This is a genomic window from Kitasatospora sp. NPDC088783, assembly GCF_044750705.1.
Classification (GTDB): Bacteria; Actinomycetota; Actinomycetes; order Streptomycetales; family Streptomycetaceae; genus Kitasatospora; species Kitasatospora fiedleri.
Genome location: NZ_JBIVKJ010000009.1, coordinates 179,013 through 202,816, shown reverse-complemented (window position 1 = coordinate 202,816; position 23,804 = coordinate 179,013). Strand labels below are relative to the sequence as shown.

The window sequence follows — 23,804 nt, the reverse complement described above, 5'->3', positions numbered from 1 at the left end:
GGAGGCATCCGAGGCCGGCACCGCTGGTGGGGCCGACCGGACAGCCGGCCCCACCAGCCTGCTCAGACCTCTGCGAGCAGGGCCGCCAGTGCGGCGGCGCTCTCCGGGTGGTCGCCGACCAGGATCCTGCCCGCGGGTACGGCCGCAGCGACCCACTGGCCGTCGCAGCCGAGCATGGCCGCCAGGGCGTCGCACGTTTCCGGGTGGGCCGCGAGAAACGGCGACCCGGCCGGCGGCACCGCCGTGCGGCCCGGCACGGCGACAGTGGGTGTGCTCCAGGGCGGCACCCATGCGTCCAGTTCGGGCAGGCGGCCGGGGAAGATCCGTTCCGCTTCCGCGGTCAGGAGCCTGGCCAGGTTCGCGCCGCCGGTGCGCAGGGCGGTGATCAGGACCGGCAGCCACGGCAGCAGCAGCTCGTCGGGCAGCTTCGTGAACGCGTTGGAGATGGCCTCGACGACGATGTCCACGAGGGCCGGGACCGGTTCGAGAGCGTGCAGGAGCCCGTTGATGTAGTGCGGGTAGACCGGCAGGAGCAGCACGTCGTCGAGCAGTTCTGCGCACTGCTGCCGCAGGTCCTGACGGTTGAGTTGGCCCAGGTGGACCTGGGCCGCCCACAGGAGTGCGACCTTGGCCGGGTTCTGCGGATGCGACTGGGTGACGGCGAGGTCGAGCTGCTCCCGGCTGCCGCCGAGCGACACCGCCAGGCTCTCGGTGCTGACCAGGAAGCCGAGCATCGCCGCGACCTGCCGCACGCCCGCACTCTCTTCGGTGAACGCCACCGGCAGGAGCGTGCAGTAGTGCGCGTATCCGGTGCTGGTGAACTCCTCGATCCAGCTGGGCAGATGTGGCTCCGTGGTGCGGTAGAACGCCAGGAGCTTGCGGACGCGGGTGAGGACCTCCGGTGCGCCGTCGACGCTCCGCTCGCAGGCGAGGGTCTGGATGGCGTGCCTGCCGAGTTCGTCCGCCAGACGGGGGCTGCGCAGGAGCACGATGGCGTCCTCGACGGCGCGCAGGACTGCCGCGGTGTTCGCCGTGGGGTCGTGGGCCTCCCGGCGCAGACGCTGTTCGATGACCTGCTCGATGGTGACGCCCTCGTAGCCGAGCTCGATCAGGGCACGCTGGTGGGCGCCGAGCGACACGTCCCAGGACTCCTGGAGGGAGTCGACGCCCAGCGCGCGCTCGCCGGTGATCGGCCGGACGGCGTCGGGCAGGAGGCGGCGCAGCTTCCACAGGACGTCGGAGCAGGCCTGCAGACCGGGGTCGGATCGCAGGTCGAGCAGCACGCGCTTGACGCGGCGGATGGTGAAGTCGATGCCGAGGGGGCGCAGACGGTCGTGCACGTCGCGGGCGAGCGGGGGCAGGGAGGCGTAGCCGACCGAGCCGGTCCGGTCGCCGCCGAGCATCGTCTCGACGAGGTGCCGTATGTCGCGGCGGCCGGGAACCCGGTCCTTCTCGATGCAGGTCACGGCCGCGTCGAGGAAGTCGTACGGGGTCGGCCGGATTCGGCCGCGCAGGCCGGCGAGGCCGAGCGACGTCTCGAACACGGCGATGGAGTCCGCGCTGGAGGCCGCGTAGCCGTTGGCGCGCGCGAGCCGGACGATGCCGGTGCACCAGCCCGTCAGCTCGTCCTGGTCGATCCGGTCGAGTGCGGGGGGCTGCTGTAGGAAGCCGGAAAGCCGGTCGTCGGTGCGGGCGGCGGGTGCCTTGCGTGCGCCGGCCGCGCGGGTGCCGGTCCTGCCCTTCAGCCGGTAGGGCCGGACACCGGTGCGCTGGAGGTTCTTCGCCAGCTGGCTCGCGGCGATCGACACGGATCCGGGTTCCAGGCCGAACTGCGCCTCGATGGCGGCGTGGCTTGACGGGACGAGCCCGTACTGCCAGGCGGTCGCGGTGCGAGCGGGGATGGTGAACGTGGCGGTGCCGTGGAGGCCGAACTCCTGCACCCGGCTGGCGGCGTGGAAGGCGCCGCACACGAGTACGGCGTCGGCCGGGTCGGTGCCGGTGGCGGCCAGGTGCTCGCGGATGCGCGTCCACATGTGCCGCTCGCGGGCCTCGTCCTCTCCCAGCCGGACCGAGTCGGAAGGAGTCAGCTGCCGGAAGAGGCTGCCGATCAGGAGCATGACCTGCCGGTAGGTGGCATGGTCGGCGTCACCCAGGGGCAGCTCGACGTACTGCTGCCACCACTCCGACCAGTGCTGCACCTGCCCGTGGCGCAGCAGGTGGCCTTCGAGGTCGGCGAAGCGCGGCCGCAGGTCGCCCAGGTCGACGCCGACCGCGTGCCCTCCCGCTGCCGCGCCCCCGCCGGCGTCGGCGGGGGAGAGGACACGGCGGGCGTGGGCCTGGATGACGTGGTCGCTGGGGGTGTCGACGAGAACGAGTTCGACGCCGGGTGTCTGCTGCGCGTAGGCGATCACCTGGTACTCGGCGGACGCCTCGGTCATCGGCGCCAGGACGGACAGCGGCGCCCAGGCGGCGGGCAGTCCGTCGATGCTGGTGGCGAACGCCTGCACGGCGACGGGCAGCTTGCAGTTGCGCAGTTCGGGCAGGACCGGGGCCATGTCCTCGCACATCTCGAGGAACACCGTGGTGGGCTTGCGGGTGCGCAGGAAGCGGGCCATGGCCGTGGCGGACGCCGGCGAGTGGTGGCAGACGGGGAATATCTCCAGGGGCTCCGCGAGCGCCCGCTCCACGTCGTCGACCATGCCGCGCAGGACGCTGGCCAGGCCGTCCGGGCCGTCGGCGAATTCGGAGGCCGCCGCATCGAGCTGATGGCGCAGGGCGGCGAACGGGTCGGGCCCGGGATGCCCGCTGCGCGCGCGCATCCCGGTGCCGGTGGCGCTCACGCGAGCGCCTTGAGGGTGCTGAGGCCGGCAGTGAGGAACTCGGGCCACTCGCCGCCGTGCTGGTCGCTGTGCTGCTTGACGGTGGTCGACAGGTACTTGTTGAGGATGGCCCGGTCCTCGGGGGCGCGGCGGGCCAGGGAGGAGACCAGGGAACTGGCGAGGGTGGCGGCGGTGAGGCTCCCCGCGGCGAAGAAGGTGCTGTGGAGGATCGCGTCTTCGAGGACGCCGATCTGTTCGGCGGTGGACAGCGGCGACTCGAGGCGGTCGTCGTCGCTGCCGGCCTTCTCCGCGACCTTCCGGAGGTCGTTGAAGCTGCGCTGCAGCACCTCCAGGAGGGTGGGCGGGATGTCGAGTGCGAGCCCGTGGCGCTTCAGGAGCTCCTCGGTGCGGAAGTTGACGATCTGGCGTTCGCTGCGCTCGTCGGTGACGACGGGGATCGTGACGAAGTTGAAGCGGCGCTTGAGCGCGGAGGACAGGTCGTTGACGCCCTGGTCGCGACTGTTGGCGGTGGCGATCAGGGCGAAGCCGGGCCTGGCGAACACGGTTCCGCTGTCGCCGAGTTCGGGGACCGCGATGTACTTCTCGGACAGGGCCGAGATCAGGGCGTCCTGCACGTCGGAGGGGGCGCGGGTCAGTTCCTCGAACCGGCCGATCGTGCCGGTGAGCATCGCGGTCATGAAGGGCGACGGGATCATCGACTCGGCGGTGGGGCCGTCTGCGATGACCTGGGCGGTGTTCCACGAGTACTTGATGTGGTCCTCGGTGGTGCCGGCGGTGCCCTGGACGACCTGGACGGAGTTACGGGAGATGGCGGCGGCGAGGAGTTCGGCGAGGAAGCTCTTGCCGGTGCCGGGGGCGCCGATCAGCAGGAGCCCGCGGTCGGATGCGAGGGTGACGATGGCGCGTTCGACGATGGAGCGTTCGCCGAACCACTTCTGCCGGATCTCGCGGTCGAGGTTGTCGGACGGCTGGGAGCCGAGGATGAACGCGCGCACCATCTGGGGGGAGAGCCGCCAGTTGGCCGGCTTGGTGCCGTGGTCGATCTTCTCGAGGTGGTCGAGTTCGGCGGCGTAGCTGATTTCGGCGGGCGCGCGGAGCATGTCGGACATGAGGGTGGGGCCTTTTCTGTGGCTGGAGCGTGGGAGGGGTGGAGCACCGGGTCAGGTGAGGGACGCCTTCAGTTCGGCGACGAGCTTGGTGATGCGGCCGGAGACGACGGGTGTGCGCTGGTCCTTGAACTGTTCGCTGAACCACGGGTTGACGCTGCCTCGGCCGCTGCTGGTGACCGAGCCGACGGGGATGAACTTGACACCGGAACGGTGGAGTTCGGCCATGTGCGCGAACAGGTCCTGGGCGCGCGACTCGTAGAAGTCGGAGATCCACACGACGACCGTGTCGGCAGGGTCGGTGATCTTCGGCTGTGCGACGGCCATGGCGACGGTCCCGTCGGTCCCACCGCCGAGCTTGGTACGCAGCAGCGCCTCGAACGGGTCGCGGGCCCAGGGGGTGAGGTCGAGGGCGCGGGTGTCGTAGGCGACGAGGTGGACGTCCACGTTCGGGAGCCCGGCGAAGATCGACGCGAGGATGGTGCAGTGCACCATGGAGTCGACCATCGAACCGGACTGGTCGACGACGACGATCAGGCGCTTGGGAGTCGTCTTGCGCGTGGTGTGCCGGTAGTACAGGCGGTCGACGAGCAGCCGCTTGCGGTCCGGGTCCCAGTTGACGAGGTTCTTGTTGACGGTGCGCTTCATGTCGAGGTTGCGGAACACCCGCCTGGGCGGCACGGACCGGTCGATCTTCCCGGCGCTGGCCTTCTCCACCTCCGTGCGCAGCACCGCGGCGACGTCGTCGACGTAGCGGCGGATGAGGCGCTTGGCGTTGGCGAGAGCGACGCCGTCCAGGTTGCTCTTGTCGTGCAGGAGCTGCTCGATCAGCGACATGCTCGGGGTGAGCTGGGAGGCGAGGGCGTTGTCCTGGAGGACCTCGCGCAGGCGCATGCGCTTGACCATGTCGTCTTCGACCGCCGAGAGCTCCGGGCCGAGGACCCTGGCCAGAGCCGCGAGGTCGCCCGAACCGGCTCCCGCGCCGCCGGCGCGCAGGTCCCCGGGGCTGCACCCCAGGCCGCGTTCCAGCCAGCCGGAGTCGGCCTGCCAGCGGGCCAGTTGGTCCGCGGTGACCGGGCCTGAGCCTGTCGCGAACGTGTTCAGGAGGATCTTGGAGTAGAGGGCGGCCCGCCGGACCTCCGCGGCCCGGTCGCGCCGGTCGGGGACGCTCTCCTTGGTGAGGAGGTTGTCGAACTCCGCGGTGAGGGCCGGGTGGCGCTGGACGAGCGAGTCGATGGAGACCCGCGGGTCCAGGAGGGCGGCAGGCAGACCGAGGTCCTCGACGATCTCCAGGCTGGCGGTCGCCAGCGAGGGCTGCTCGTCCGGGTCGAACAGGCGGGCCAGGGTGTGCCAGAACAGGGCCTGCCGGCGGTTTCCGTTGGAATCGTCGTCCGGGGTGTCGTGGTCGGGGGCAGTCATCGGATCGCTCACCTCCGCAGCAGCTTTCCGGCGCGCTCGTGCAGGACGGCGATGTCCTTGGCGGCGGCGGTCTCGGCCTTCGCGGCGGCGGGGTCGGTGCCGACTCCGGCCCAGGCCCCGGCGTGCACGGCTGTGCTGCGTCCCTTCAGGGTGGTCTCGACGGCCAGGGGCTGGAGGTGGAACCCGCCGTCGTCCCAGCGCAGGAGCCCGATGCACGCCGTCGACGCGGCCAGGTCCCGGGCAGTGAGGGGTGACGCGGCCGGGATGCGGTCGGCGGCGACGGGAAGACGGTAGCCGCCGACGGAGAACGCCAGGATGCCGTCCTCCTCGACGGCGGTGTAGCCGTCCACGAACACGGGTTCGGCCAGGCGTACCGGGTGGCGCTCCAGCGGAGCGGCCGGCATGCCGCAGGCGCCGGGCAGCGCGATGCGGGCGGTGACGAACGGGTCAGCCGGATCGCCGGGCCGCGCCTTCGCCTCGTCCCACAGCAGGTCGCCTTCGGACGTCGCCGGCATGTCCGCCACGGTCATCGACCGGCCGGCGCTCAGGGCGCTCAGGAGCGACAGGTGCGGGCGCAGCAGGAGCCAGCAGCCTGCTCCCACGACGCTGCTGGGCTTCGATGCGGACACCGAGGCCCTGACCAGGAACGGCTGGGACCCGTCGGCAGGCTCCAGTACCGCGTGCACCTGTGCCTGCACCGCCGTTGCGTGTTCGTGGAGGTCGACACCGAGCGGCAGGAGCCGCCCGGTGACCGTCCGCGCGGCCGGGGTGTGCTGCCAGGCGGGATGGGCCAGCAGCAGGGCGCGCGACCACAGGTCCGCCCACCGGCGGCGCGGGATCGGGAGCGCCGGGTCGGCGCCCGTGCAGCGGCTGTCGAGCTCGCCGGCGAACCCGTCGATCAGAACGGCCTGGCGGCGCAGGGTGCTGTCGGCGAGCATCGCGGCGACGATGTGCCTGGAAGCGGCGACGAGGTCGGTGTCGATGCTGCGCCAGCCGGTGCGCGCGATGTCCGAGAGCCAGGAGCGTGCGGCGGCGAGCAGGTTCGGCGACGCCGGAGGGCCGGCCGTGCCCGGGGGCGCCGTCCACGGGGCGGTGGCGCGGCCGGTTGCCTGTGCTGTGACACCGTGCAGGGCGTCATGGGCCGCTCCGAGGAGGGCGCAGCGTGCGGCGGCGAGTGCGGTGAGGTGGTTTTCGTCGGCGAGGCCGGCGGCGGTCTTCTCGGCGGCTTCGCCGACCTGCGCCGCCAGCGGCGATCCGGCTACCGCGCCGCCGAGTTCGGTGAGGGCGTCCGCGTGAGCGGGACCGAGTCGCAGCAGCCCTTCGGCCAGGACCTGGTCGAAGCGGTCGACGACGCCGAGAGCGTCGTCGAGGCCCGGAACGGGGCCGAGGAGGACGTCGGGTCGCATCATGCCGCCCTTGCAGCCGGGAACCAGGCCAGGTCGGGCAGCGGCTCGGTGACCGCGGGGTGGTCGAAGTAGGTCAGGTGTTCCAGGAAGCGGGCGAACACTGCGGGGGCCGGTGACACGGCGGCCTTGTTCGGCCGAGCGGCGGCCATGGCGCGGTGGATGTCCCCGATCGTCGGGACGGACGTGGCGGCGCCGGTGTCCACCTTCAGGTAGGCAGCCAGGCGCTCGGCTCCGATCTGGGCGACGGCCTCGGAGAGCAGCGCGTCGATGTGCTTGCAGGGGTTGCCCCGAAGGCCGCCGCACGGGCGGTTGTTGTTGGTGCTGCAGGAGAAGTCGAACGTGCGTGCCGCGATCGACGACACGTAGACGCGGGCGATGTCGGACCCGCTCGAGACGACACCCTGCAGGCGCGCGTCGGAGAGCTGGACGAAGGGGACCTTCTCGAGGGTGCGCCGCCGGGCAGGCGGAACGACCTGTCCGAGGCTCGAGAACTCCCGGGAGGGTGAGAACACACCATCTCCAAAAGAGGGGTTGAGAGGTAGGCGCGGCAGAAGGCGGCGCTTCCAAGTCGAAACTACCGATGATCACTGACATGGCCGGCGGTTCGGACGGGCACCGTGCGCGGGGGCTCGGGCGTGAAGGCCGTCCATGACCGCGCGCCCTCGAGCCGGTCGAACCGGGGTGTGAACGGCAAGGGGTGGCGGCACACCGGCAGACGCAGATGGGCTGGAGGCGCGATCGCGCCCCCAGCCCATAGTCGTAGCGGGGGCAGGATTTGAACCATGCGACCTCTGGGTTATGAGCCCAGCGAGCTACCGAGCTGCTCCACCCCGCGTCGGTGAGACCGAGACTACCTGACCGCCAGCTGCGGAGGCACCTGAATTCCAGGGCCCCGGCCGAGGCCGCGCCAAGCCGGGCTGCCCGGCCAGGCAACCGCGGCAGGTCCACTCCTTCGCCTCTCCCGCGCATCGGTGCAGCTCCCGCTGAGACTCTCAGCGGTAGTTGGCCAGGAACCTGGCTGTCGTCGCAGGTCGTAGTCCGAGTTTTCAGCGGTAGTTGGCCACTTCTCTCAGTGATAGTTGGCCACGGCCACGCTTGTTCCCGATCTTCCTGACGCAACGGTGCAGGCCGGAGGGGCGATGGCTGTCGCGCGGCCAACTACGACTGAGAGCGGCCAACTACCGCCGCGAGTCTCACCCGCGCGCGGCATCTCACGGTCGGAGCGCAGTTCGCGTGCTCTGTCCACAGGCACCGCCGGGGAACGTGCTGGGGACTTCCGAGGAGGCGCGATGTCGCAGGACCGACACGAAATCCGGCTGACGCGAACTCACCGCGTGCTGATCGGCGCCATCGTGGCGGGTGCAGCGGTGATCGCCGCGATCGGCTTCGCCGGTTCGTACCACGCGGTGAGGGACTTGGCTCTTCGCAAGGGCTTCGGACGCTTCGCCGTCGTCTTCCCGCTCGGTGTGGACGCCGGCATCGCGGTCCTGCTCGCACTCGATCTGCTGCTCACCTGGTTGCGGATCCCCCTTCCGCTGCTGCGTCAGCTCGCGTGGCTACTGACCGTCGCCACGATCGCGTTCAACGCGGCGGTGTCATGGCCGGACCCGCTGGGGGTGGGGATGCACGCCGTGATGCCGGTGCTGTTCGTCGCGACCGTCGAAGCCGCCCGGCATGCCGTGGGCCGCCTGACGGCTATCACCGCCGACCGGCACATGGAAGGCGTCAGGCTGATCCGCTGGCTCCTCGCGCCGCTGCCGACCTGGCTGCTGTGGCGCCGGATGCGGTTGTGGGAGCTGCGCCGCTACGACGATGTGATCAAGGCGGAACAGGACCGGTTGGTCGCGCGCGCGATGCTGCGCTGGCGTTTCGGGCGGAACTGGCGGCGCACCGCACCGCCGCAGAGCGTCCTGCCGATCCGCCTCGCGCGCCTCGGGCTGCCCATCACCCGCGGCAGGGCCGTCGTACGCGACTTCCTCGAGGCTCTGACCGGCGAGGAGGGCGCCGCAGTCGCGGCGTCGTCCCCTGCCGCTTGGACGGGCGCCGAATCCGACGGGGCTGGCGGCCAGGGCGCGGCGGCCGGCGTGCAGGCGGACAGCGCCGCGGGGAACCCTGCGGGAGCCCGCCCGCGGGTTTCGCCACCGCGGAAACGGAAGGCAGCGGCCCCTGCGCTGCCTTCCGTGCGGGGGCCGCTGAGCCGCACGCCGGCCGGCTCCACCGTGCCGGACGCCCCTGGCGGCGTCGTGACCGAAACCGCTGTTGCGTCCTCAACTCCTGCGGCCGGACAGGCCGCAGTCGGCCCGGCAGTTGGTACCGAGCCGCCAAGCAGGCCGGCTACCTCCCGTCCCCCAGCCGCCGTCTCCGGGCCAGAGGGCGCCCCGGAACCTTCGGGAGCCGAACGTGCCCGCAGCCGGGAGCCCGGGAACGAGGCCGTGGCCGCCTCGGGCCGCCCGGTCGAGCAGGAGACAAGCGGGCCAGGCGGCGAGGGCGGGTCCGCTGGCTCCGGGCGTGTGCAGCCTCACGACGGCGAGCTGTCCGGTACCCAGGCCGCCGACCGGTCATCGGCGCAGCCGCCCGCAATCGCTGACGGAAACGACGCGGAGCACATCCGGGCCGTCCGAGCGGCCGCGAGCGACTCCGAAGCGGTGCGATATGCCGTCACCGTTTTGAAGACCACCGACAAGCCGACGCTCATCGCCTGGCTGCGCCAGATGGGCCGGGAGGTCAACCGCGGGACCGTGCACCGGATTGCCGAACAGCAACAGCAGACGCCGTCGGGCGAGCAGTGACCGGATCGAAGAGCCGGCCCGGTCTGTCCACAGGCCACGCTGCATACCGTCAGGCGCGGACGCCCGGTGGCCGGGCGTGCCAGCGACGGAGAGGTGGTGGGTGATGGGGCGCAGCGGCGCCGACCAGAACATCGAAGCTGCGATCGAGGCGGTGGCGGTCGGAGCAGGGCGGTTTCTCACCGGCCGGGAACTCGACGGTGTGCGCCGGACGAACGCGACCTTCCTGCGCAAGGGCACACGCGTCAACACGGACGTGGAGGGCAGGGTGGGGCGCTGGTCGCACCTGCCCTACTGGAAGCGGATCGTCGTCCGCCTCGGCATGATCGCCGCGCTGGCAGCAGGCACGCGCTCCTACCTGCTGCACCCGCAAGCGACGCTGCAGGCCCTGAAGTTCGGGGTGCCGGGGATCGCGGTGGTCGCGCTCGCCGGCGCAGTGGTCCACGCGGTGCGAAACCGCGGGCAGGCGGAGCTGCTGCGCGAGTGGGTCAGGCCCCTGCACCTCGCGCTCGTGGGACCGCTGGGGCTGTCGGTGCACACCGATCCGCGGTCCTACCTGCACGTGCCGCTGAACTTCGCCGACGACGACGCGGAGATCCGCATCGACCTGCCGGTCGACCTCAAGTTCTCGGAGTCGGGGGTCACCGAGATGGTCGTGAAGAAGCTTGCGCTGCAAGGCGTCAGCTTCTCGTGGAAGCCCGAGAGCGCCGAGCCGTACGTGATCGTCAAGAAGGTGCACCGGCCGCCGTCGAAGGTCGCCTTCTCGGATCCGAAGGTCCGTGAACTCGTGCGGTCCGTTCCCGAATCGGCACCCTTGATCGGCCTGGAGCGCGGTGAGCGGATCGTCTCCGTCGACCTCGACTCCGAGTCGCCCCACGTGCTCGTCAACGCCGGTACCGGCGGTGGAAAGAGCGTCATCCTGCGCACGATCGCCGCCCAGCTGATCCACCATGGCGCCCAGGCGTACATCCTGGACTTCAAGAGGGTCTCCCACCAGTGGGCGCGCGGTGTGCCGAGCGTCGTGTACTGCCGCGACATCGCCGAGATCCACGACGCCCTGGTCAAGCTCGGCGTCGAGGGACGCCGACGCATCCACGCGGCGGAGCACCTGGGCGACGACGCCGACCCGAAGACGATCGGGCCGCGCATCGTGATCTTGCTGGAAGAGATCAACGCCACGATGAAGCAGCTGTCCAAGTACTGGGACAGCATCAAGGAGAAGGGCGACCCCAAGACCTCGCCCGCCGTCGACGCCTTGGCCGAGGTCCTCTTCATGGGCCGCGCCGTGCGGCTCCACGTTCTCCTGGTCGCCCAGTCCGCCACCGCGAGGGCGCTCGGCGGCCCGGAGATGCGTGAGAACTTCGCCACCCGCATCCTGGCCCGGTACACCCAGAACGCCTGGCGCATGCTCGTGCCGGAAGTATCTCCGGCCCCCAAGTCCACCAGGCACATCGGCCGGGCACAGGTCGTCCTCGGCGGGCAGGCGCACGAGACGCAGGTCCTCTTCATGTCGGACGCAGAGGCCCGGGAATGGGCTCGCAGTGGCACGGAGAGCAGCGCGGGCCCGGGCGCAGAGCCTGCGGCGGGCGAGCCTGCCGTCACGCTGGACAAGGCCGTTCCGGTGCCTGAAGCCGACACGGTCGAGGACAGCTGGCCGGATCCGAGCGACGTCGCGGCGGACCGCGGTACCCGGCACGACCCGAAAGCGCCTGCGCCCGATGACGGGGCCTTGGATGAAGAGGGGCCGATGCCGACCGCGCCGGTACCCGCGGCCGCGCTGCCGGCAGCCCCGGGTGCGCCCGTAGCTGCGGAGGCTCTTGTCAGCCTTCGGGAAGCCGCAGAAACGGTTCTCCCGGAGTTGACGGTCTCGGCCCTGCGCAACGCCCGAAACAAGGACCTGGACTTCCCCGAGCCGGCGGAGAAGCGAGGCAGGGAACTCGTCTACCGGTCGGCCGACCTCGCCCGGTGGGCGCGCAACCGGGCCCTGACGCCCGCAGGCAGCACCGTCGTCGACGAAGACGACTGACGGATCACCCGGTTCGTCCTCGCAGACCGGACTGCCGCACCATCGCGAGACAGCGGGAAGCCGGTACGGCCGCCGCGCCCGGCGCCGGCCGAAGTCCCAGCTCCGGCCGCTGCCTGCATCTCCCACCCCGTCAGGAGCGTTCTCCTCGGACGCCCCTGGCGGGGATGTCGCGTCTGGGTGCCGCCGCGGCATCCGACGCCTGACGCCCGCCCGCTCCTCATCCCGGTGTCCGACGAACTGGACGGGGGCGGATCGCGCGCTGCCGCAGCGCCGCTGGTGGGCGATGCAAGCGCCACGACCTGGCCGCGCGACCAGGGCCTCTGCCGAGGCGGGCCGTGAAGCGAGGGACCGGCGGATCTCGACGGCAGGACAGCCCCTGCCCGTCGGAACGGCCGGACGCCGGCAGGAACGCGGAGGCTGATGCAGAAACGAGGCGCCGCCCAGAACCCCGGCAGCCCGGCCTTCCGCGCGTCCGCCCCCGCTGCGACCGAGAGCGGCAGTTGGCGAGACGCTTGTTCAACGATGCAGGTCAGAGTGCGTGCGGAGAGGTGTTGTTGGCGCGCCTGGAACGGCATGCATGGCGCCGTCCGGTCGTGCAGGTCCTGAACCCGGGCCCAGCAGGGCAGTTGGGAGGGGCCGGAAGGCAACCGCGCGGTCTGCCGGGCCAACTGCAGTTCTCGTGTGCCAGCCAAAAATCTCAGTCGCACTCGCGGCGTGCCACCCGAGGAAGCGAAAATTCTCCAAGAGTTATCCACAGGCGCTGCGCGCAATTATGAGTCTGCCGCCGCAAGGAAGACTGCGGGGGCCCGGCCAGCCCGCAACGGGAATGCCGTGCGAATTTTCGGAGGAACCCGAGGAATCGGATGAGCTTCATCCGGAAGGTTCTCAATCTTCCTGAAAAAGACCGCGAGGGCGGTGACACGCTTGCCGAGGCCATCGAATCCCGCGCCGCCGGCGCCCCGGAAAGGCCGGCCGCCCCGGACAGGCCCCCCTCGAGCGCCAGCTGGTCCGAGGTGAAAGAGGGCGCAGGCACCTCTGCCGTCCGTAAGGGAGGGCGTCTGCTGCTGTGGGGTGTGGTGGCCCTTGCCGCGGTGACGGGCGTGAAGGCATGGGTGTCGCCTGCCAAGTCGCCACCGCCTCCCGCAGCAGCTCCGGACGGGCACCGGGAGGAAGTGCCTGTCCAGGAGGCCCAACGGGTCGCGGCCCGGTTCGCGCGGAGCTACCTGACGTGGAGTTCTTCCGCGCCGAAGGTCCGCGAGACGGAGCTGGCCTCCGATCTGGCCAAGGGGCTGGATCTCAAGATGGGATGGAACGGCCAGGGCTTCCAGCAGGTGGCGCAGAGCATCCCGGGCAGGGTGGAGCAGCTCGGCGGGAACCGTGCGCGGGTGCTGGTCGACGTCCGGGTCTCCTACACCACCGGCCAGGGGGCGAACCAGCAGACCGTCGCCGACTGGCGGAGCCTGCAGATCCCCGTTGCCTCGGTCGGTGACCGGGTGGTGGTCACGGGCCAGCCGGCGCTCGTCGGCGATCCGGTTCCGGTGCCGGGCCCCAGCGCCAGCATCCCGGAGCCCGACCTCGCCCTGTCCTCGTCCACCCGGGAGACCGTCAAGGGCTTCCTGGCGGCGTGGGCGGCGGGTACCGAGTCGCAGGCGACGGCCCCGGGGGCTTCCATCGCGCCGCTGGGCGGCGGCGCAGGGCTCCAGGCCCTGGACGCGTGGAGCGTCGATCCGGGCGACGGCGACCGCCGCACCGGCACGGCCACCGTCCGCTGGCGGATCGCCGGCGCCGAGCTGCAGCAGACGTACCGGATCACCCTGGCGAAGGTCAGCGCCGCCGAAGCGACGCGCTGGCAGGTCTGGCAGGTCACCTCCCTCTGATTCTCCCCCGCAAGCGCAGCGCGAGATCACTACCCAAATATTTTGTACACGAAGGAGATTCCTTGTGGGGAACGACCTCGTCACTTGGATCAAAACGCTCGTCGGAACCCTCTTCGGTGCCGTCCTGGCGGTCCGTGCCTTCCAGCACTGGGCGAAAAAGGAATGGGGCGCTTTCATCACTTTCGTCGTCGGCGGTGCCGTGGCGGCTCTCATGATTTTCCAGACCGACCAGGCCATCGCGATTCTCAAATTCCTCGGCGACAAGATCGCCTCCGTCTTCCAGTGACCGGGGCACACCCATGCGCACCTCCCGCACCTACACCGCCCACTGGGACCTCGAGACCCGCCAGCACGAACTCCTGGGCCTCGACCTGGGCGAGGGCCTGCCGCGAATCGCCCTGAAGTACGCCGCCGTCATGTTCCCCCTGTACTGGGGCGTCTGGCTGCTCGTCATCGGCTTCCCCCCGCAGCCCCTGTTCCCGCTGTTCCTTCTGCCGCCGCTCGGCGCCACGTACTACGGCGCCCGCCGCTCGACCCGCTACTGGCGGCGCACGAACCTCCTGCTGTGGGGCGTGCGCGCCAGCTACCTCGTCCACGGGGTGCGGCCCGTCCTCGGCCGCGGCCGCATCCCCCCACCCCGCCTCAAACTGCGCCTTCGCACCCGGCGACTGGGCGAACAGTTCCACACCCTGGCGACCCTGCCGCTCTTCGGACCGGCCTTCACCACCGAGGGAGCCGACCCCGCCCGCAGCTCCGGCCGGCCCACGCACCTCCGGCCCCGACCGCGGGTCTACGGCCCCGACCACCTCGCACGCCTGGCCGCCAAGGGCCGCCGCGGCCAGGCCAGGCAGGGAGCCTGACATGCCGCCCCTCACGCCCCCGCCGCTCGACACGATCCGCTGCACCGTCGGAATCCTCGACCCCTGGACCCTGCCCGCCCTCGCCGGCGCCCGCTCACCGCTGGTCGGCCTGAGCTGGGGAGACCAGCCCGTCCACCTGCCCGACGAGAAGGGCAACGTCCTCATCGCCGCCGGAGCAGCGCACGGAACCACCACCGTGCTGCGGTCGCTGGCCGCCCAGTTCCACGCGCTGGGCGCAGCCGTCACCGTCGCCGACCTCGGCGCCGAAAGCCACCCCTGGGCCCGCGAACTGCCCGGCGTCCGCCACCTCACCCGCGGCGGCGACATCCTCGACGCCCTCTTCGACCTCGACAGCCACTCCTCCAAGAACCCGGACACCCCCGACTGGGACGGCCGGCACGTCCTCGTCGTCGACCGCGCGGACGACCTCGCGGCCGCGCTGCGCGAACGCCAGCGCTACCTCCCCATCGGCACCAGGCACGGCGAAGCCGAGGGCCTGCGCGCACTGGCCCGCCTCCTGGCAACGACCGGCCGCGGCGCGGTCCAGGTCCTCCTCGGCTCCTCCTCCGCCACGGTGCCCGCCGCCGACGTCCCGCTGCGCCGCCTGTTCGCCACCCGCCTCCTGGCCGGCGGCACGGGCCTGTGGGGCCGGGCGGCGCCCGAGACGTGGGCGCCGCCCCGCGCACCCACGCACCCGGGCCGCATGCACCTGGTAGCCGCCGACGGCTCCATCACCGCGGTCCAGACCCTCCACCTCACCAGCGAGCAGGCCCGCGCAGCCGCCGCCGGCCCCTGCTGACCCCGACGACGCTTCGAACGGAGTTCCCCGTGCCCGCCACCACCAGCCAGGCAGCCCGCAAGGGCGCCTCGCGCTTCGGCCGGATGCTCGGCCTCGGCGCCGAACGCCTGATGCGCGAACCCCAACTCCAGGCCATCGCCGACGGCCTGGTCGTCACCGACACCGCGGCCGAGGCCTGGCTCACCCTCACCGCCTCGAACACCGACCTGATGCCCGAGGAGCGCCAGGACGCCGAACAGGACGCCGCCGCACTCGCCCTCGCCAAGTCCCTCGCCGGCTACGACTGCCACCTGAAGATCGTCTGGGCGCGCCTGGACGGCGACCTGTACCGGGAAGAGGCCGGCCGGATCTTCACCGCCGGCGACGTGGACCTGGTCGCGGACCTGTGGGCCGACTGCCTCAACGACCTCGACCTGCCGCAGCGTCACATCCTCCTCGGCGTCAAGCTGGCCGAGCGAGACAGCGCCACCGCCGCCGCCGTCAAGAACAGCCTCGCCGACACCCTCGGCGTCTCCTCCACCGGCCTGCCCGCCGCCGAACTCACCCACCTGCACGGCCTCGCCCGACGCATCGAGCGCCGCCTGGAGGCCACCCCCTGGCGCGCCCGCCTCGCCCCCGTCGAACTCCTCGCCTGGGCCGTCTCCCGCGAGTCCCACCGCCCCCAGCCCGCCCCGCCCCGCCTGCCGACCTTCACCGGCGCGTCCCTGGTCCGCCTGACCCAGTCCAAGGCCGTCCCCCACGCCGACCACCTCGAGCTCCTGCACGCCGACGCCACCACCGCCGCGTGGACCGCCGTCCTCGCCATGCCGACCTTCCCGGAGGAACTCGCCACCCCCGGCGAGCAGGAGTGGCTGCGCTGCCTCAGCGAGATCTCCTACAACCACCCCGCCACCGGCGAGGAGACCCTCGTGTGCCCCGAGGCCTCCGTGCGCTTCACCGTGTGGCCCAAGGCCCGCGCCCTCAAGGAAGTCGACAAGGTCCGCACCCGCGCCAAGGAACAGCGGCGGTCTGCCGGCGAGACCTCCGCCGGCGAGACGTTCGCCGAGACGGAGGAGACCGAGGCGACGATGGAGCAGCTGCGCATGCAGATGGCGCGCTCGGGCACGACGCTGCTGGAGGACCACCCGCGCCTGGTCGTCTCCTCCCACGAGTCCGTCGAAGACCTGCGGGCCCGCTGCGACGCGGTCGTCGCCCACTACGCCGGCCTGTCCATCGACGTGGTCGTCGCCACCGAGGAGCAGCGCGAATTGTGGTTGGAGACGCTGATCGGCGACCACCTGCGCGTCCTGGACCTCGGACACGTCCGAGAGACCGACGCACTGACCGCGTCGGTGTTCTGGGGCGGCTCCGAGGCGGGCGACGACGAAGGGCCCATCGCCGGGCTGCTCACCGGCACCACCCCCGGCGTGTGCCGGATCGACATCACCGCCGGCAGCGCCCGCGGCGATGCCACCACCACAGCGTTCGTCGGCCGGAGCGGTCGCGGCAAGACCACCGCCATGATGCGCGCCATCCTCGACGCCGGCCTCAAGGGCGCATTCGCACTGATGCTCGGATTCAAGGGGGACGAGGGCGGCCTGGTCCTCGCCGGCCAGTATCTGGGCCTGTCCTCCCACCACGTCACCTGCGGCATCGACACCCCCGCCGTCGCCGACCTGTTCCGTCTCCTGCCCCGCGGCGACGCCGCCCTGCAGGTCGTTTCCCAGCTCCTGATCATCCTGCCCGAGCGGATGCGCGACGCCGGCGTGGAGACCCACCTCCTGCGCGCCTGCAACGCCATCAGCGAGCACGCCGACCCTGCCTCCTGGCGGGTCGTCGAGCACCTCGCCGACAGCGACGACCCCCTCGCCCGAGAAGCCGGACAGGCCCTGGCCGAACTCGCCCGCACCCCGCTGGGCGCGCCCCTGCTCGCCCGACCCCGGCCCGGCGCGTCGCCGCTGCGTCCGGAGCCAGGCCTGTGGCTCGTGCAGGTCCCGGGCCTGACGATGCCCCAGGCCGGCACCGTCCCGCGCGACATGACGATGAACGAGCGCGTCTCCCTCGCCGTCATGCGCGGCCTGATCGCGTACGCCCTGAACACCTCCGCCCGCCCCGACCTGCGCAACCTCCCGAAGGTCATCGCAGTACCCGAAGTCCACGTCCTGACCGGGACCGACGACGGGCGACGCTTCCTGGACTACATCGCCCGCACCGGCCGCGCCCTGGACACCTCCCTGGCATTCGACACCCAGGACCCGAAGTCGCTCCTCGGGCTCGACGGCGTCCTGGAGGCGATCACCACCGTCTTCGCCTTCGAGCAGTCCACCCGCACCCAGCAGGACGCCATGGCCGAACTCCTGCGCCTGCCGGTGGGGGAGTCCACGCGGGCGATCATCCACGACGTCGGCAAGACGCCCAAGGGCGAGATCAGGCACGGCCACTGCGTCGTCCGGGACCGCCGCGACCGCGTGGCGACCATGCAGTGGTACGCGCCGAGCGCCGAGCTGCTCAACCTGCTGTCCACCAACCCGAAAGACCAGGCCGACCGAAGTGAAATCGGTCTCGAAAAGCAGGAGTTGAACGAATCCGGCCCTCAGGACGGCACCGGGCTGGCAGCATCGGAGGACACATGATCATCCCCGCGCCGCGGCCCACCGCGCCCGCGGCCCTCCGAGAGGACAACACCGTGTCCACCAACCTGCGCACCCTGGCCGCCCTCGGCCTCGCCGCCCTCCTCGCCGCCGGCGCCGCCGCCTGCACCTCCGCCGGCCACAAGCCCGCCGCGGGCGCCGCCGGCGACGACAGCGCCGTCACCACGAACGCCAAGAACTACCTCGCCGCCTGGTACGCCAACCCGCCCCGCCCGCAGACCATGTGCGAGCTCGAGACCGTCACCGCCCGGCCCAACGCCGACGCCGGCGGCTCGATCGACGGCTGCGTCAAGGAGTACGGCGAGTACTTCAAGGACCGCACCGCAGAGCCCGGCCGCCCGGCCCTGGCCATCGACCTCGGCCCCGTCCAGAGCGTGCCGGCCTCCGCGCACCACCCCGCGGGCAAGGCCGTCCTGGCCACCATGCACCGCGACGGAGAAGAAACGTTCCTCCAGGCCCTGCGCCTGGTCAAGGACGGCTCCGCCTGGCACGTCGCCCAGCACACCGACGTCTCCGCCCGCGACGCGGCCGCGCCCCTCGCCACACTCCTGGAGCGAACCGAATGACCGCACGCACCGGCATCCTCGCCCGGGCGCACCTCCAACTCGCCCGCCTGATCGCCCGCAGGCCGCGCGCCCGCAACGTGATGGTCGCCGTCATCGGACTGCTGGCCGCGGCGGGCGCGCTCGCCCCGCTCGCCGCAGCCGACAGCGGGGACTACAAGCCCTCCGGCATCGGCGACCTGATGCCCTCGCCCGTCAAGCCCAACGGCGGGCAGAGCACGCTCTTCGAGTCCTACGACAGCTCGGCCTACACCCTCGACAAGCAGCTCTCGGACACCGGCGACATCACCGACAACGCGCTCTACTCGATCTGCCAGCTGCTGATGTCCGTCCTCACCCTGATCGGCCGGGCCGCCGTCGTCCTCATCCAGTGGGTCTTCAGGGTCGTCTCCCTCCCGGAGATCGAACAGCCGCTCGCCGCCGCGATCAAGGCGTCCGCGGGCCCCATGGCCGAGATCTTCCTCCCCACCGCCCTCGCCGTCGGCGCGTTCATCGCCTGGGCCAAGCGCTCCGAATCCTCCCCCCTCGGCCAGCTCGCCTGGGTCGTCGCCTCGGCCACCATCGCCGTCACCTTCTTCACCGCACCCGCGACCTGGATCAAGGGCGTCGACAACGGCCGGCAGCTCGGCGCGTCCGTCGCCATGACCACCACCGGGTCCGGCCTCAGCAGCACCTCCGACGCGGCGATGCCCTTCCAACTGCCCGAACCGACCTGGACCGCGGACGACCGGGACAACACCCTGCGCCGCGCCTCCGACGCCGTCTGGCGCACCTATGTCGCCGGCCCCTGGTGCATCGCGGACCTCGGCTCCATCAAGGCGTGCCAGCGCTGGGGCAAGCAGGTCTTGGACAAGGGCACCGACATGGACAAGCGCGAGGACTTCCTCTCCAGCACCCTCAACGCGGACACCGTCGGCCGTGACGCTGTCAACTGGCGCCAGGGCCACACCCCGTCGGGCCGCATCGGCGTCCTGATCATGGCCATCATCTGCTGCGTGGTCTTCTCCGCCATGCTCATCATGCTGGCGTTCACCACCCTCGCCAGCCTCCTGGGCGCCCTGCTGCTCCTGGTGTGCGGCGTCGCCTTCGCCAGCATGTGGTGCATCCCCGGCAAGCCCCGCGCCTGGGGGGTGGCCTGGTTCGAGATGCTCCTGGGCATGGTGATGGCCTCCTTCACCGCGACCATGCTCCTCGGCGCGGTCCTCGTCGTCCAGGTCGCCACTCTCGGCCTCCTGCCGGTCTACGGCTGGCTCGTGGTCTCCGCCCTGAACATCGCGACAGGCGCGATGGCGTTCAAGATCCGCGGCCGCCTGGAGGGCATCGTCTCCTCCGGAGGGGCCCAGATGACCGGGCGCAGCGTCCTGAGCACGGTCGGCCGGCTCGCCGGCGCCCGCATGATGCGCAACGCGATCCGAGGCGGCGGCGCAGGACCCCGACGGTCCGCCGCACCCGCCGCCGGAGGCACCGCGGCGGGCGCCGTAGCCGGGGCGGTGGCCGGAGCGGCCGGACGTATGCGCCGGGCCCGCGAGTTCCCGCCGCCGCCGAGCGACGCCCGGACCACCGGCACCGCCGCAGGACCCGGCACGGGACCCGCGCCTGCCGGAGGCAGCACCAGGCCCGCCGCGTCGACCGGGCCCGCGACCGGCGCCAGCAGCCGGCCGGGAGGCAGCCGCATCGGCGGACCCGGGTCCGGACCGGGCCGCCGGGCCGCCGGGAGCGGATCGCGTGCGACCGGCGCGAGCACGGGCGGCCCGGGTGCCAGGTCCTACGGCGTCCGACCGGGCGGCCCCGCGGCCACCGGCGCAGCCGGCACAGGCCGGGCCTACGGGTTCCGCCCCGGCGGTCCCGGCCCGAGCGCACCGGGCCCGGCCGGCTCCCGGGCTTCGGGTTCGAGCAGCACGGGCTCCCGGACCATCCCGGGCGTCGTCGAGAGCTCCATCACGGTCAACCGCTACCGGAGTTACCCGCCCCCGCGCCCGCGCCCGGGGTCCGGCGCCCGCGGCGGTACCTCGGCGCCCCGGACCAGCGGCCCGTCCCTGCCCCGCGGCGGCACCGGCCGCTGACCCTGACACCCACCCGCCCCTTCGCGGCCCCGGCCACATCCGCACCGCAGCCGCGAAGGGGCTACCCCCGCACGCCTTCTGACGGAGATGACATGCCCTCCGACCACTCGAACGACCGTGAACGGCCCGACACGCCACCGGTACCCACCACCGCAGCGCAGTGGCGCGAGGTCCTCAAGGGCGCCGACGAACCCGACCTCGGCGACCTCCCCTTCCGCCAGCGCCGTCGTGCACGCCGGGCCTGGCGCAGCGCCCGGCGAGAGCAGCGCATCCAGTGGATCCGAGACGAGCGCCGCAAGACGCCGACCGGGCCGGCGATCCCGATCGTCGCCTTGGTCCTGGCCGTGGGTGTCCTCATCTGCTCGTGGCTGTGGCCGCAAGCGCAGAGCAAGCCCGCTCCCGCGCCGGCGACGACCCTCACCCAGGCCCCGGTGCCCGCCGCCCAGAGCCCCACCGCCACGGCCACCACCGAACGGGCCTCCTCCCCCCGCCCGACCGATCCCGAGGGCATCGCCCGCGCGTTTTTCTCCGCGTACAGCACCCGCAACGTCCTCCAGGACGGCTCGCACGCCGCCGCCGTCCACCGGGCGGCCCCCTACGCCTCCCAGGCCCTGGTCGACAACCTCACTCACCACGCCGACTTCGACTTCAACCACCTCGTCGCCGTCCAGGCGACCGAATCCCACGCCACCCGCATCACCCTTATCCCGCCTCCCGAAGGCAAACGGCCCGCCCCCGACACGGACCTGCGCGTCTACCTGCAGGCGAGCGTCGACATCGCCGTCACCGGCCCCGAACCCACCACTTACACCCGCGTCCTGACGGCCGAGATCTCCCGCGCGGACACGAAGTCCCAGTGGATGGTCACCCGCGTCCTCGGCATCGAGGAGTGAGCTCATGAGCGTCGAACGCGACCTCGGCCGGGCCGCGGTCCAAGCCGCGACGGCCGGCAAGAAGGCCGTCGCGCTGAAGTACGGCATCGTCGTCGCCGTCGTCTTCTTCGTCCTGCTGCTCCTGCTGGGCTTGTTCGCCCCGACCGACTCCGCCTCCGCGGCCTCGTGCGAGGACAGCGGCGCCGGAACCGGCAGCGCCTCGACCGGAAGCACCCCCGCGTCGGGCCCCACCCACGACCAACAACTGCAAAACGCGAAGGCCATCGACGCCGTCGCCGTCCGGCTGGGCCTGCCCGGCCGGGCCACCCTGATCGCCCTGATGACCGCCATGCAGGAGAGCACCCTGCTGAACATCGACCACGGCGACCGCGACTCCGTCGGCCTCTTCCAGCAGCGCCCGTCCATGGCCTGGGGGACCGTCACCGACATCATGCGACCCGAGTACGCAGCCGAGAGCTTCTTCATGGGTCGGGGCAGCAACAGCGGGCTCACCGACATCCCCGGCTGGCAGACCATGCCGCTGGGCGACGCGGCGCAGAAGGTGCAGAAGTCGGCCTACCCGACCCTCTACGCCGGTCACGAGACCGAGATGCGCACCCTCGCCCGTGAAGCCGGCATCGACCTCGAGCGCACAGGGACCGCGTCGAGCGCCGCGCCCGCAGGAGGCACCTCCGCAGGCGCACCGGTGGCCAGCGGCAACACCTGCCAGCCGACCGGGCCCGACTACCAGGGCACCAGCGGCGGCGCGTTCCACGACGGCGCCCAGACCTGGACCCTCAACAACCCCCGCACCGTCGAGCAGGCCATCGCCTGGGCGAAGGAGAACACCGGCTCCGGCAGCACGGCGAACTGGCGCCGACGGTGCCTGGCCTGGTCGGCGACCGTCTACGGCTGGAACTACTCCGGCATCGACTGGGCCATCCACCAGTACCAGGCCGTCCCCACGGACATGCGGCACCCCGGGGACCGCACGCCGCCCCCCGGCGCCCTGATGTTCTGGGACACCGGCTCCGAGGAGAAGCACATCGCTGTCTATGTCGGCGACGGCAAGGTCGCCAGCACCGACATCCTGCGCCCCGGATACGCGGACATCGTGCCCGCCGAACTCCTCGAGACCAAGTGGCGAGCAACCTATATCGGTTGGACCGTTCCCTTTTTCCCGGAGGGCGGGTAGGTCGAATTTTGTTGCCGGGTCTGGTGTCGGGCTCTGATGCGAGCGATGCCGCATCGCCCGGGGCCAGTGAATTCTGAACCGGACCGGACGCATGAACCGCCACCGAAAATGCTGAAATTCTTCCACAGGGCAACCGCTGCAACCTGAGGACAGGAAACAACTTCGCGGAACCCGTAGAGCAGCGCCGACCGCGTTGAGGCAGAAGATGCCCCGCCGCTGCAGCAGCAAACGGGTGCTCCACCCATCCGGCGTTCGACCGGATCGCCGATGGTTCTGCTGTACTCCGCGACCCTGCCATCACATCGAAGGGGATCACATCCATGAACACGTCCACCGCCGCCGGCCGCCTGCCCTCCACCCGCAGGGCAGGCCTGGCCGCCGCGGCCCTCGCCCTGGCCGGTGCCGGGATCATCGCCGGAACCCGCATCCTCTGGTGACGCCCTCCGGGCGACAAGGCCCGTCACCTGGACAACTGAGGTGTGCCGGAGACCTACAGGGTCTCCGGCACACCCAGTGCCGTTTGAGCGCTTTCTCTCCGCCGAGCCAAGCCCCCAGGGCCGACCTCCTTCCGGAAACGCGACCTACTTGCCGTCCCGGACGGCTCGCCGCAGACCCTGGGCAACCCTCGCCACTCGAGCCGCGGGCCTCGCAGCGCACCGCCAGTCCACTGGACTGGCGGTGCGCTGCTCGTTTTCGTGACCTTTCCCTTGCCCGCAATCCGCGTGTGGCGGCGCTGCTCGACCGTGACCAGAACCGAAGCACTCGAGGTGAATCCCCTGACGGCAGCGAAACATGCGGAAGCGCACTGCGCCGGCGACGGGTGACACGCTGCGAAATCTTCGGGTTGCAGGAGTCGACCGCTCCGCTCAAGGAGCCCCCGCGATCGCGGAGACGGCCGGACGGCGCCCTCCGTTACAGGGGCAAGCATCCGGCGATGGTGATTCCGGGAAGCCCTTTCCGTGCGATTTGGCCGGGTTTGCTCGCGCGAACGGAGAAGGTTATCCACAGGGGCCTGGTCTCAGAATTATCGGCAGGGGGCGGCAACGCAATGAGCCGCTCCGCGCCTATGCCATGGAGAACCCGAATGCCCACTTCCACCAACCGTTCTATGCAGCGCGCCCTGGCTGCCGCGGCGCTCGCGGCGGCGGTGACCGCCCTGGCCGCTCCCGCCGCGCTCGCCGCGGACACGGTGAGCCCCCCCACGACTGCCGCCGCGATCGCCCCGATGAACGCGGACATCCCCGACACGCCGCCCACCGAGCCCGGCACCGACGGCGGTGAGACGACCCCGCCGGCCGGTGGCGGCGGTGAGACGACCCCGCCGGCCGGTGGCGGCGGTGAGACGACCCCGCCGGCCGGTGG

Annotated in this window: 17 protein-coding genes and 1 tRNA gene; 12 read left to right on the top strand and 6 right to left on the bottom strand. The window is 71.7% G+C overall.

What is annotated here, in order from left to right:
* Positions 1-62: 62 nt before the first annotated feature.
* The 6 genes from ACIP60_RS25055 to ACIP60_RS25030 form a co-directional block, all read right to left on the bottom strand.
* Entirely contained in the window at positions 63-2,819 is a 2,757-nt protein-coding gene (locus ACIP60_RS25055) for a DUF5682 family protein (RefSeq protein ID WP_400688171.1), read from the bottom strand.
* Positions 2,820-2,836: 17 nt separating this feature from the next.
* Positions 2,837-3,949, bottom strand: coding sequence for an AAA family ATPase (locus ACIP60_RS25050; RefSeq protein ID WP_400687959.1), 1,113 nt, complete (start codon positions 3,947-3,949; stop codon positions 2,837-2,839).
* Between the two features lie 51 nt (positions 3,950-4,000).
* On the bottom strand, positions 4,001-5,365 hold the full coding sequence (locus tag ACIP60_RS25045; RefSeq protein WP_400687957.1) for a VWA domain-containing protein: 1,365 nt from the start codon (positions 5,363-5,365) through the stop codon (positions 4,001-4,003).
* A gap of 8 nt (positions 5,366-5,373) precedes the next feature.
* Entirely contained in the window at positions 5,374-6,771 is a 1,398-nt protein-coding gene (locus ACIP60_RS25040; protein WP_400688169.1) for a hypothetical protein, read from the bottom strand.
* Positions 6,771-7,283 (bottom strand): hypothetical protein, encoded by a 513-nt coding sequence (locus ACIP60_RS25035; RefSeq protein ID WP_400687955.1) that lies wholly within the window; start codon positions 7,281-7,283, stop codon positions 6,771-6,773. Before ACIP60_RS25035 ends, ACIP60_RS25040 begins: the two co-directional genes overlap by 1 nt.
* 248 nt (positions 7,284-7,531) lie before the next feature.
* Positions 7,532-7,606: transfer RNA gene (locus ACIP60_RS25030), tRNA-Met, on the bottom strand.
* A gap of 454 nt (positions 7,607-8,060) precedes the next feature.
* Between ACIP60_RS25030 and ACIP60_RS25025 the strand changes: the two genes are divergently transcribed.
* The 12 genes from ACIP60_RS25025 to ACIP60_RS24970 form a co-directional block, all read left to right on the top strand.
* Positions 8,061-9,560, top strand: coding sequence for a DUF2637 domain-containing protein (locus ACIP60_RS25025; RefSeq protein WP_400687953.1), 1,500 nt, complete (start codon positions 8,061-8,063; stop codon positions 9,558-9,560).
* Between the two features lie 103 nt (positions 9,561-9,663).
* Positions 9,664-11,583 (top strand): pRL2-11, encoded by a 1,920-nt coding sequence (locus tag ACIP60_RS25020; protein WP_400687951.1) that lies wholly within the window; start codon positions 9,664-9,666, stop codon positions 11,581-11,583.
* Positions 11,584-12,446: 863 nt separating this feature from the next.
* Positions 12,447-13,460 carry a conjugal transfer protein gene (locus ACIP60_RS25015; protein ID WP_400687949.1) on the top strand — a complete coding sequence of 338 codons (1,014 nt, stop codon included), beginning with the start codon at positions 12,447-12,449 and terminating at the stop codon, positions 13,458-13,460.
* 64 nt (positions 13,461-13,524) lie between these two features.
* Positions 13,525-13,746, top strand: coding sequence for a hypothetical protein (locus ACIP60_RS25010; protein WP_400687947.1), 222 nt, complete (start codon positions 13,525-13,527; stop codon positions 13,744-13,746).
* A 13-nt stretch (positions 13,747-13,759) separates the two neighbouring features.
* The gene (locus ACIP60_RS25005; protein WP_400687945.1) at positions 13,760-14,320 is read left to right on the top strand and encodes a hypothetical protein; all 561 of its coding nucleotides are present in this window, start codon (positions 13,760-13,762) and stop codon (positions 14,318-14,320) included.
* Between the two features lies 1 nt (position 14,321).
* Positions 14,322-15,119, top strand: a complete 798-nt coding sequence (locus ACIP60_RS25000; RefSeq protein WP_400687943.1) for a hypothetical protein — start codon at positions 14,322-14,324, stop codon at positions 15,117-15,119.
* A gap of 29 nt (positions 15,120-15,148) precedes the next feature.
* Positions 15,149-17,731 carry an ATP-binding protein gene (locus ACIP60_RS24995; protein WP_400687941.1) on the top strand — a complete coding sequence of 861 codons (2,583 nt, stop codon included), beginning with the start codon at positions 15,149-15,151 and terminating at the stop codon, positions 17,729-17,731.
* Positions 17,732-17,784: 53 nt separating this feature from the next.
* Complete coding sequence (locus tag ACIP60_RS24990) at positions 17,785-18,315, top strand: hypothetical protein (protein WP_400687939.1); 531 nt, start codon at positions 17,785-17,787, stop codon at positions 18,313-18,315.
* On the top strand, positions 18,312-20,375 hold the full coding sequence (locus ACIP60_RS24985; RefSeq protein ID WP_400687937.1) for a hypothetical protein: 2,064 nt from the start codon (positions 18,312-18,314) through the stop codon (positions 20,373-20,375). The genes ACIP60_RS24990 and ACIP60_RS24985 overlap by 4 nt, the downstream gene beginning before the upstream one ends.
* Before the next feature lie 92 nt (positions 20,376-20,467).
* The gene (locus ACIP60_RS24980) at positions 20,468-21,268 is read left to right on the top strand and encodes a hypothetical protein (RefSeq protein ID WP_400687935.1); all 801 of its coding nucleotides are present in this window, start codon (positions 20,468-20,470) and stop codon (positions 21,266-21,268) included.
* A 4-nt stretch (positions 21,269-21,272) separates the two neighbouring features.
* Positions 21,273-22,442 (top strand): peptidase M23, encoded by a 1,170-nt coding sequence (locus ACIP60_RS24975; protein WP_400687933.1) that lies wholly within the window; start codon positions 21,273-21,275, stop codon positions 22,440-22,442.
* Between the two features lie 1,084 nt (positions 22,443-23,526).
* Positions 23,527-23,804 (top strand): hypothetical protein (locus ACIP60_RS24970; protein ID WP_400687931.1); only part of this gene is annotated, 278 nt, incomplete at its 3' end.

Bases quoted from the DNA above. Each gene is read 5' to 3' on its own strand.
- ACIP60_RS25055 (WP_400688171.1), bottom strand. From the start codon at position 2,819: ATGCGCGCGCGCAGCGGGCATCCCGGGCCCGACCCGTTCGCCGCCCTG.
- ACIP60_RS25050 (WP_400687959.1), bottom strand. From the start codon at position 3,949: ATGTCCGACATGCTCCGCGCGCCCGCCGAAATCAGCTACGCCGCCGAA.
- ACIP60_RS25045 (WP_400687957.1), bottom strand. From the start codon at position 5,365: ATGACTGCCCCCGACCACGACACCCCGGACGACGATTCCAACGGAAAC.
- ACIP60_RS25040 (WP_400688169.1), bottom strand. From the start codon at position 6,771: ATGCGACCCGACGTCCTCCTCGGCCCCGTTCCGGGCCTCGACGACGCT.
- ACIP60_RS25025 (WP_400687953.1), top strand. From the start codon at position 8,061: ATGTCGCAGGACCGACACGAAATCCGGCTGACGCGAACTCACCGCGTG.
- ACIP60_RS25020 (WP_400687951.1), top strand. From the start codon at position 9,664: ATGGGGCGCAGCGGCGCCGACCAGAACATCGAAGCTGCGATCGAGGCG.
- ACIP60_RS25015 (WP_400687949.1), top strand. From the start codon at position 12,447: ATGAGCTTCATCCGGAAGGTTCTCAATCTTCCTGAAAAAGACCGCGAG.
- ACIP60_RS25005 (WP_400687945.1), top strand. From the start codon at position 13,760: ATGCGCACCTCCCGCACCTACACCGCCCACTGGGACCTCGAGACCCGC.
- ACIP60_RS25000 (WP_400687943.1), top strand. From the start codon at position 14,322: ATGCCGCCCCTCACGCCCCCGCCGCTCGACACGATCCGCTGCACCGTC.
- ACIP60_RS24985 (WP_400687937.1), top strand. From the start codon at position 18,312: ATGACCGCACGCACCGGCATCCTCGCCCGGGCGCACCTCCAACTCGCC.
- ACIP60_RS24980 (WP_400687935.1), top strand. From the start codon at position 20,468: ATGCCCTCCGACCACTCGAACGACCGTGAACGGCCCGACACGCCACCG.
- ACIP60_RS24975 (WP_400687933.1), top strand. From the start codon at position 21,273: ATGAGCGTCGAACGCGACCTCGGCCGGGCCGCGGTCCAAGCCGCGACG.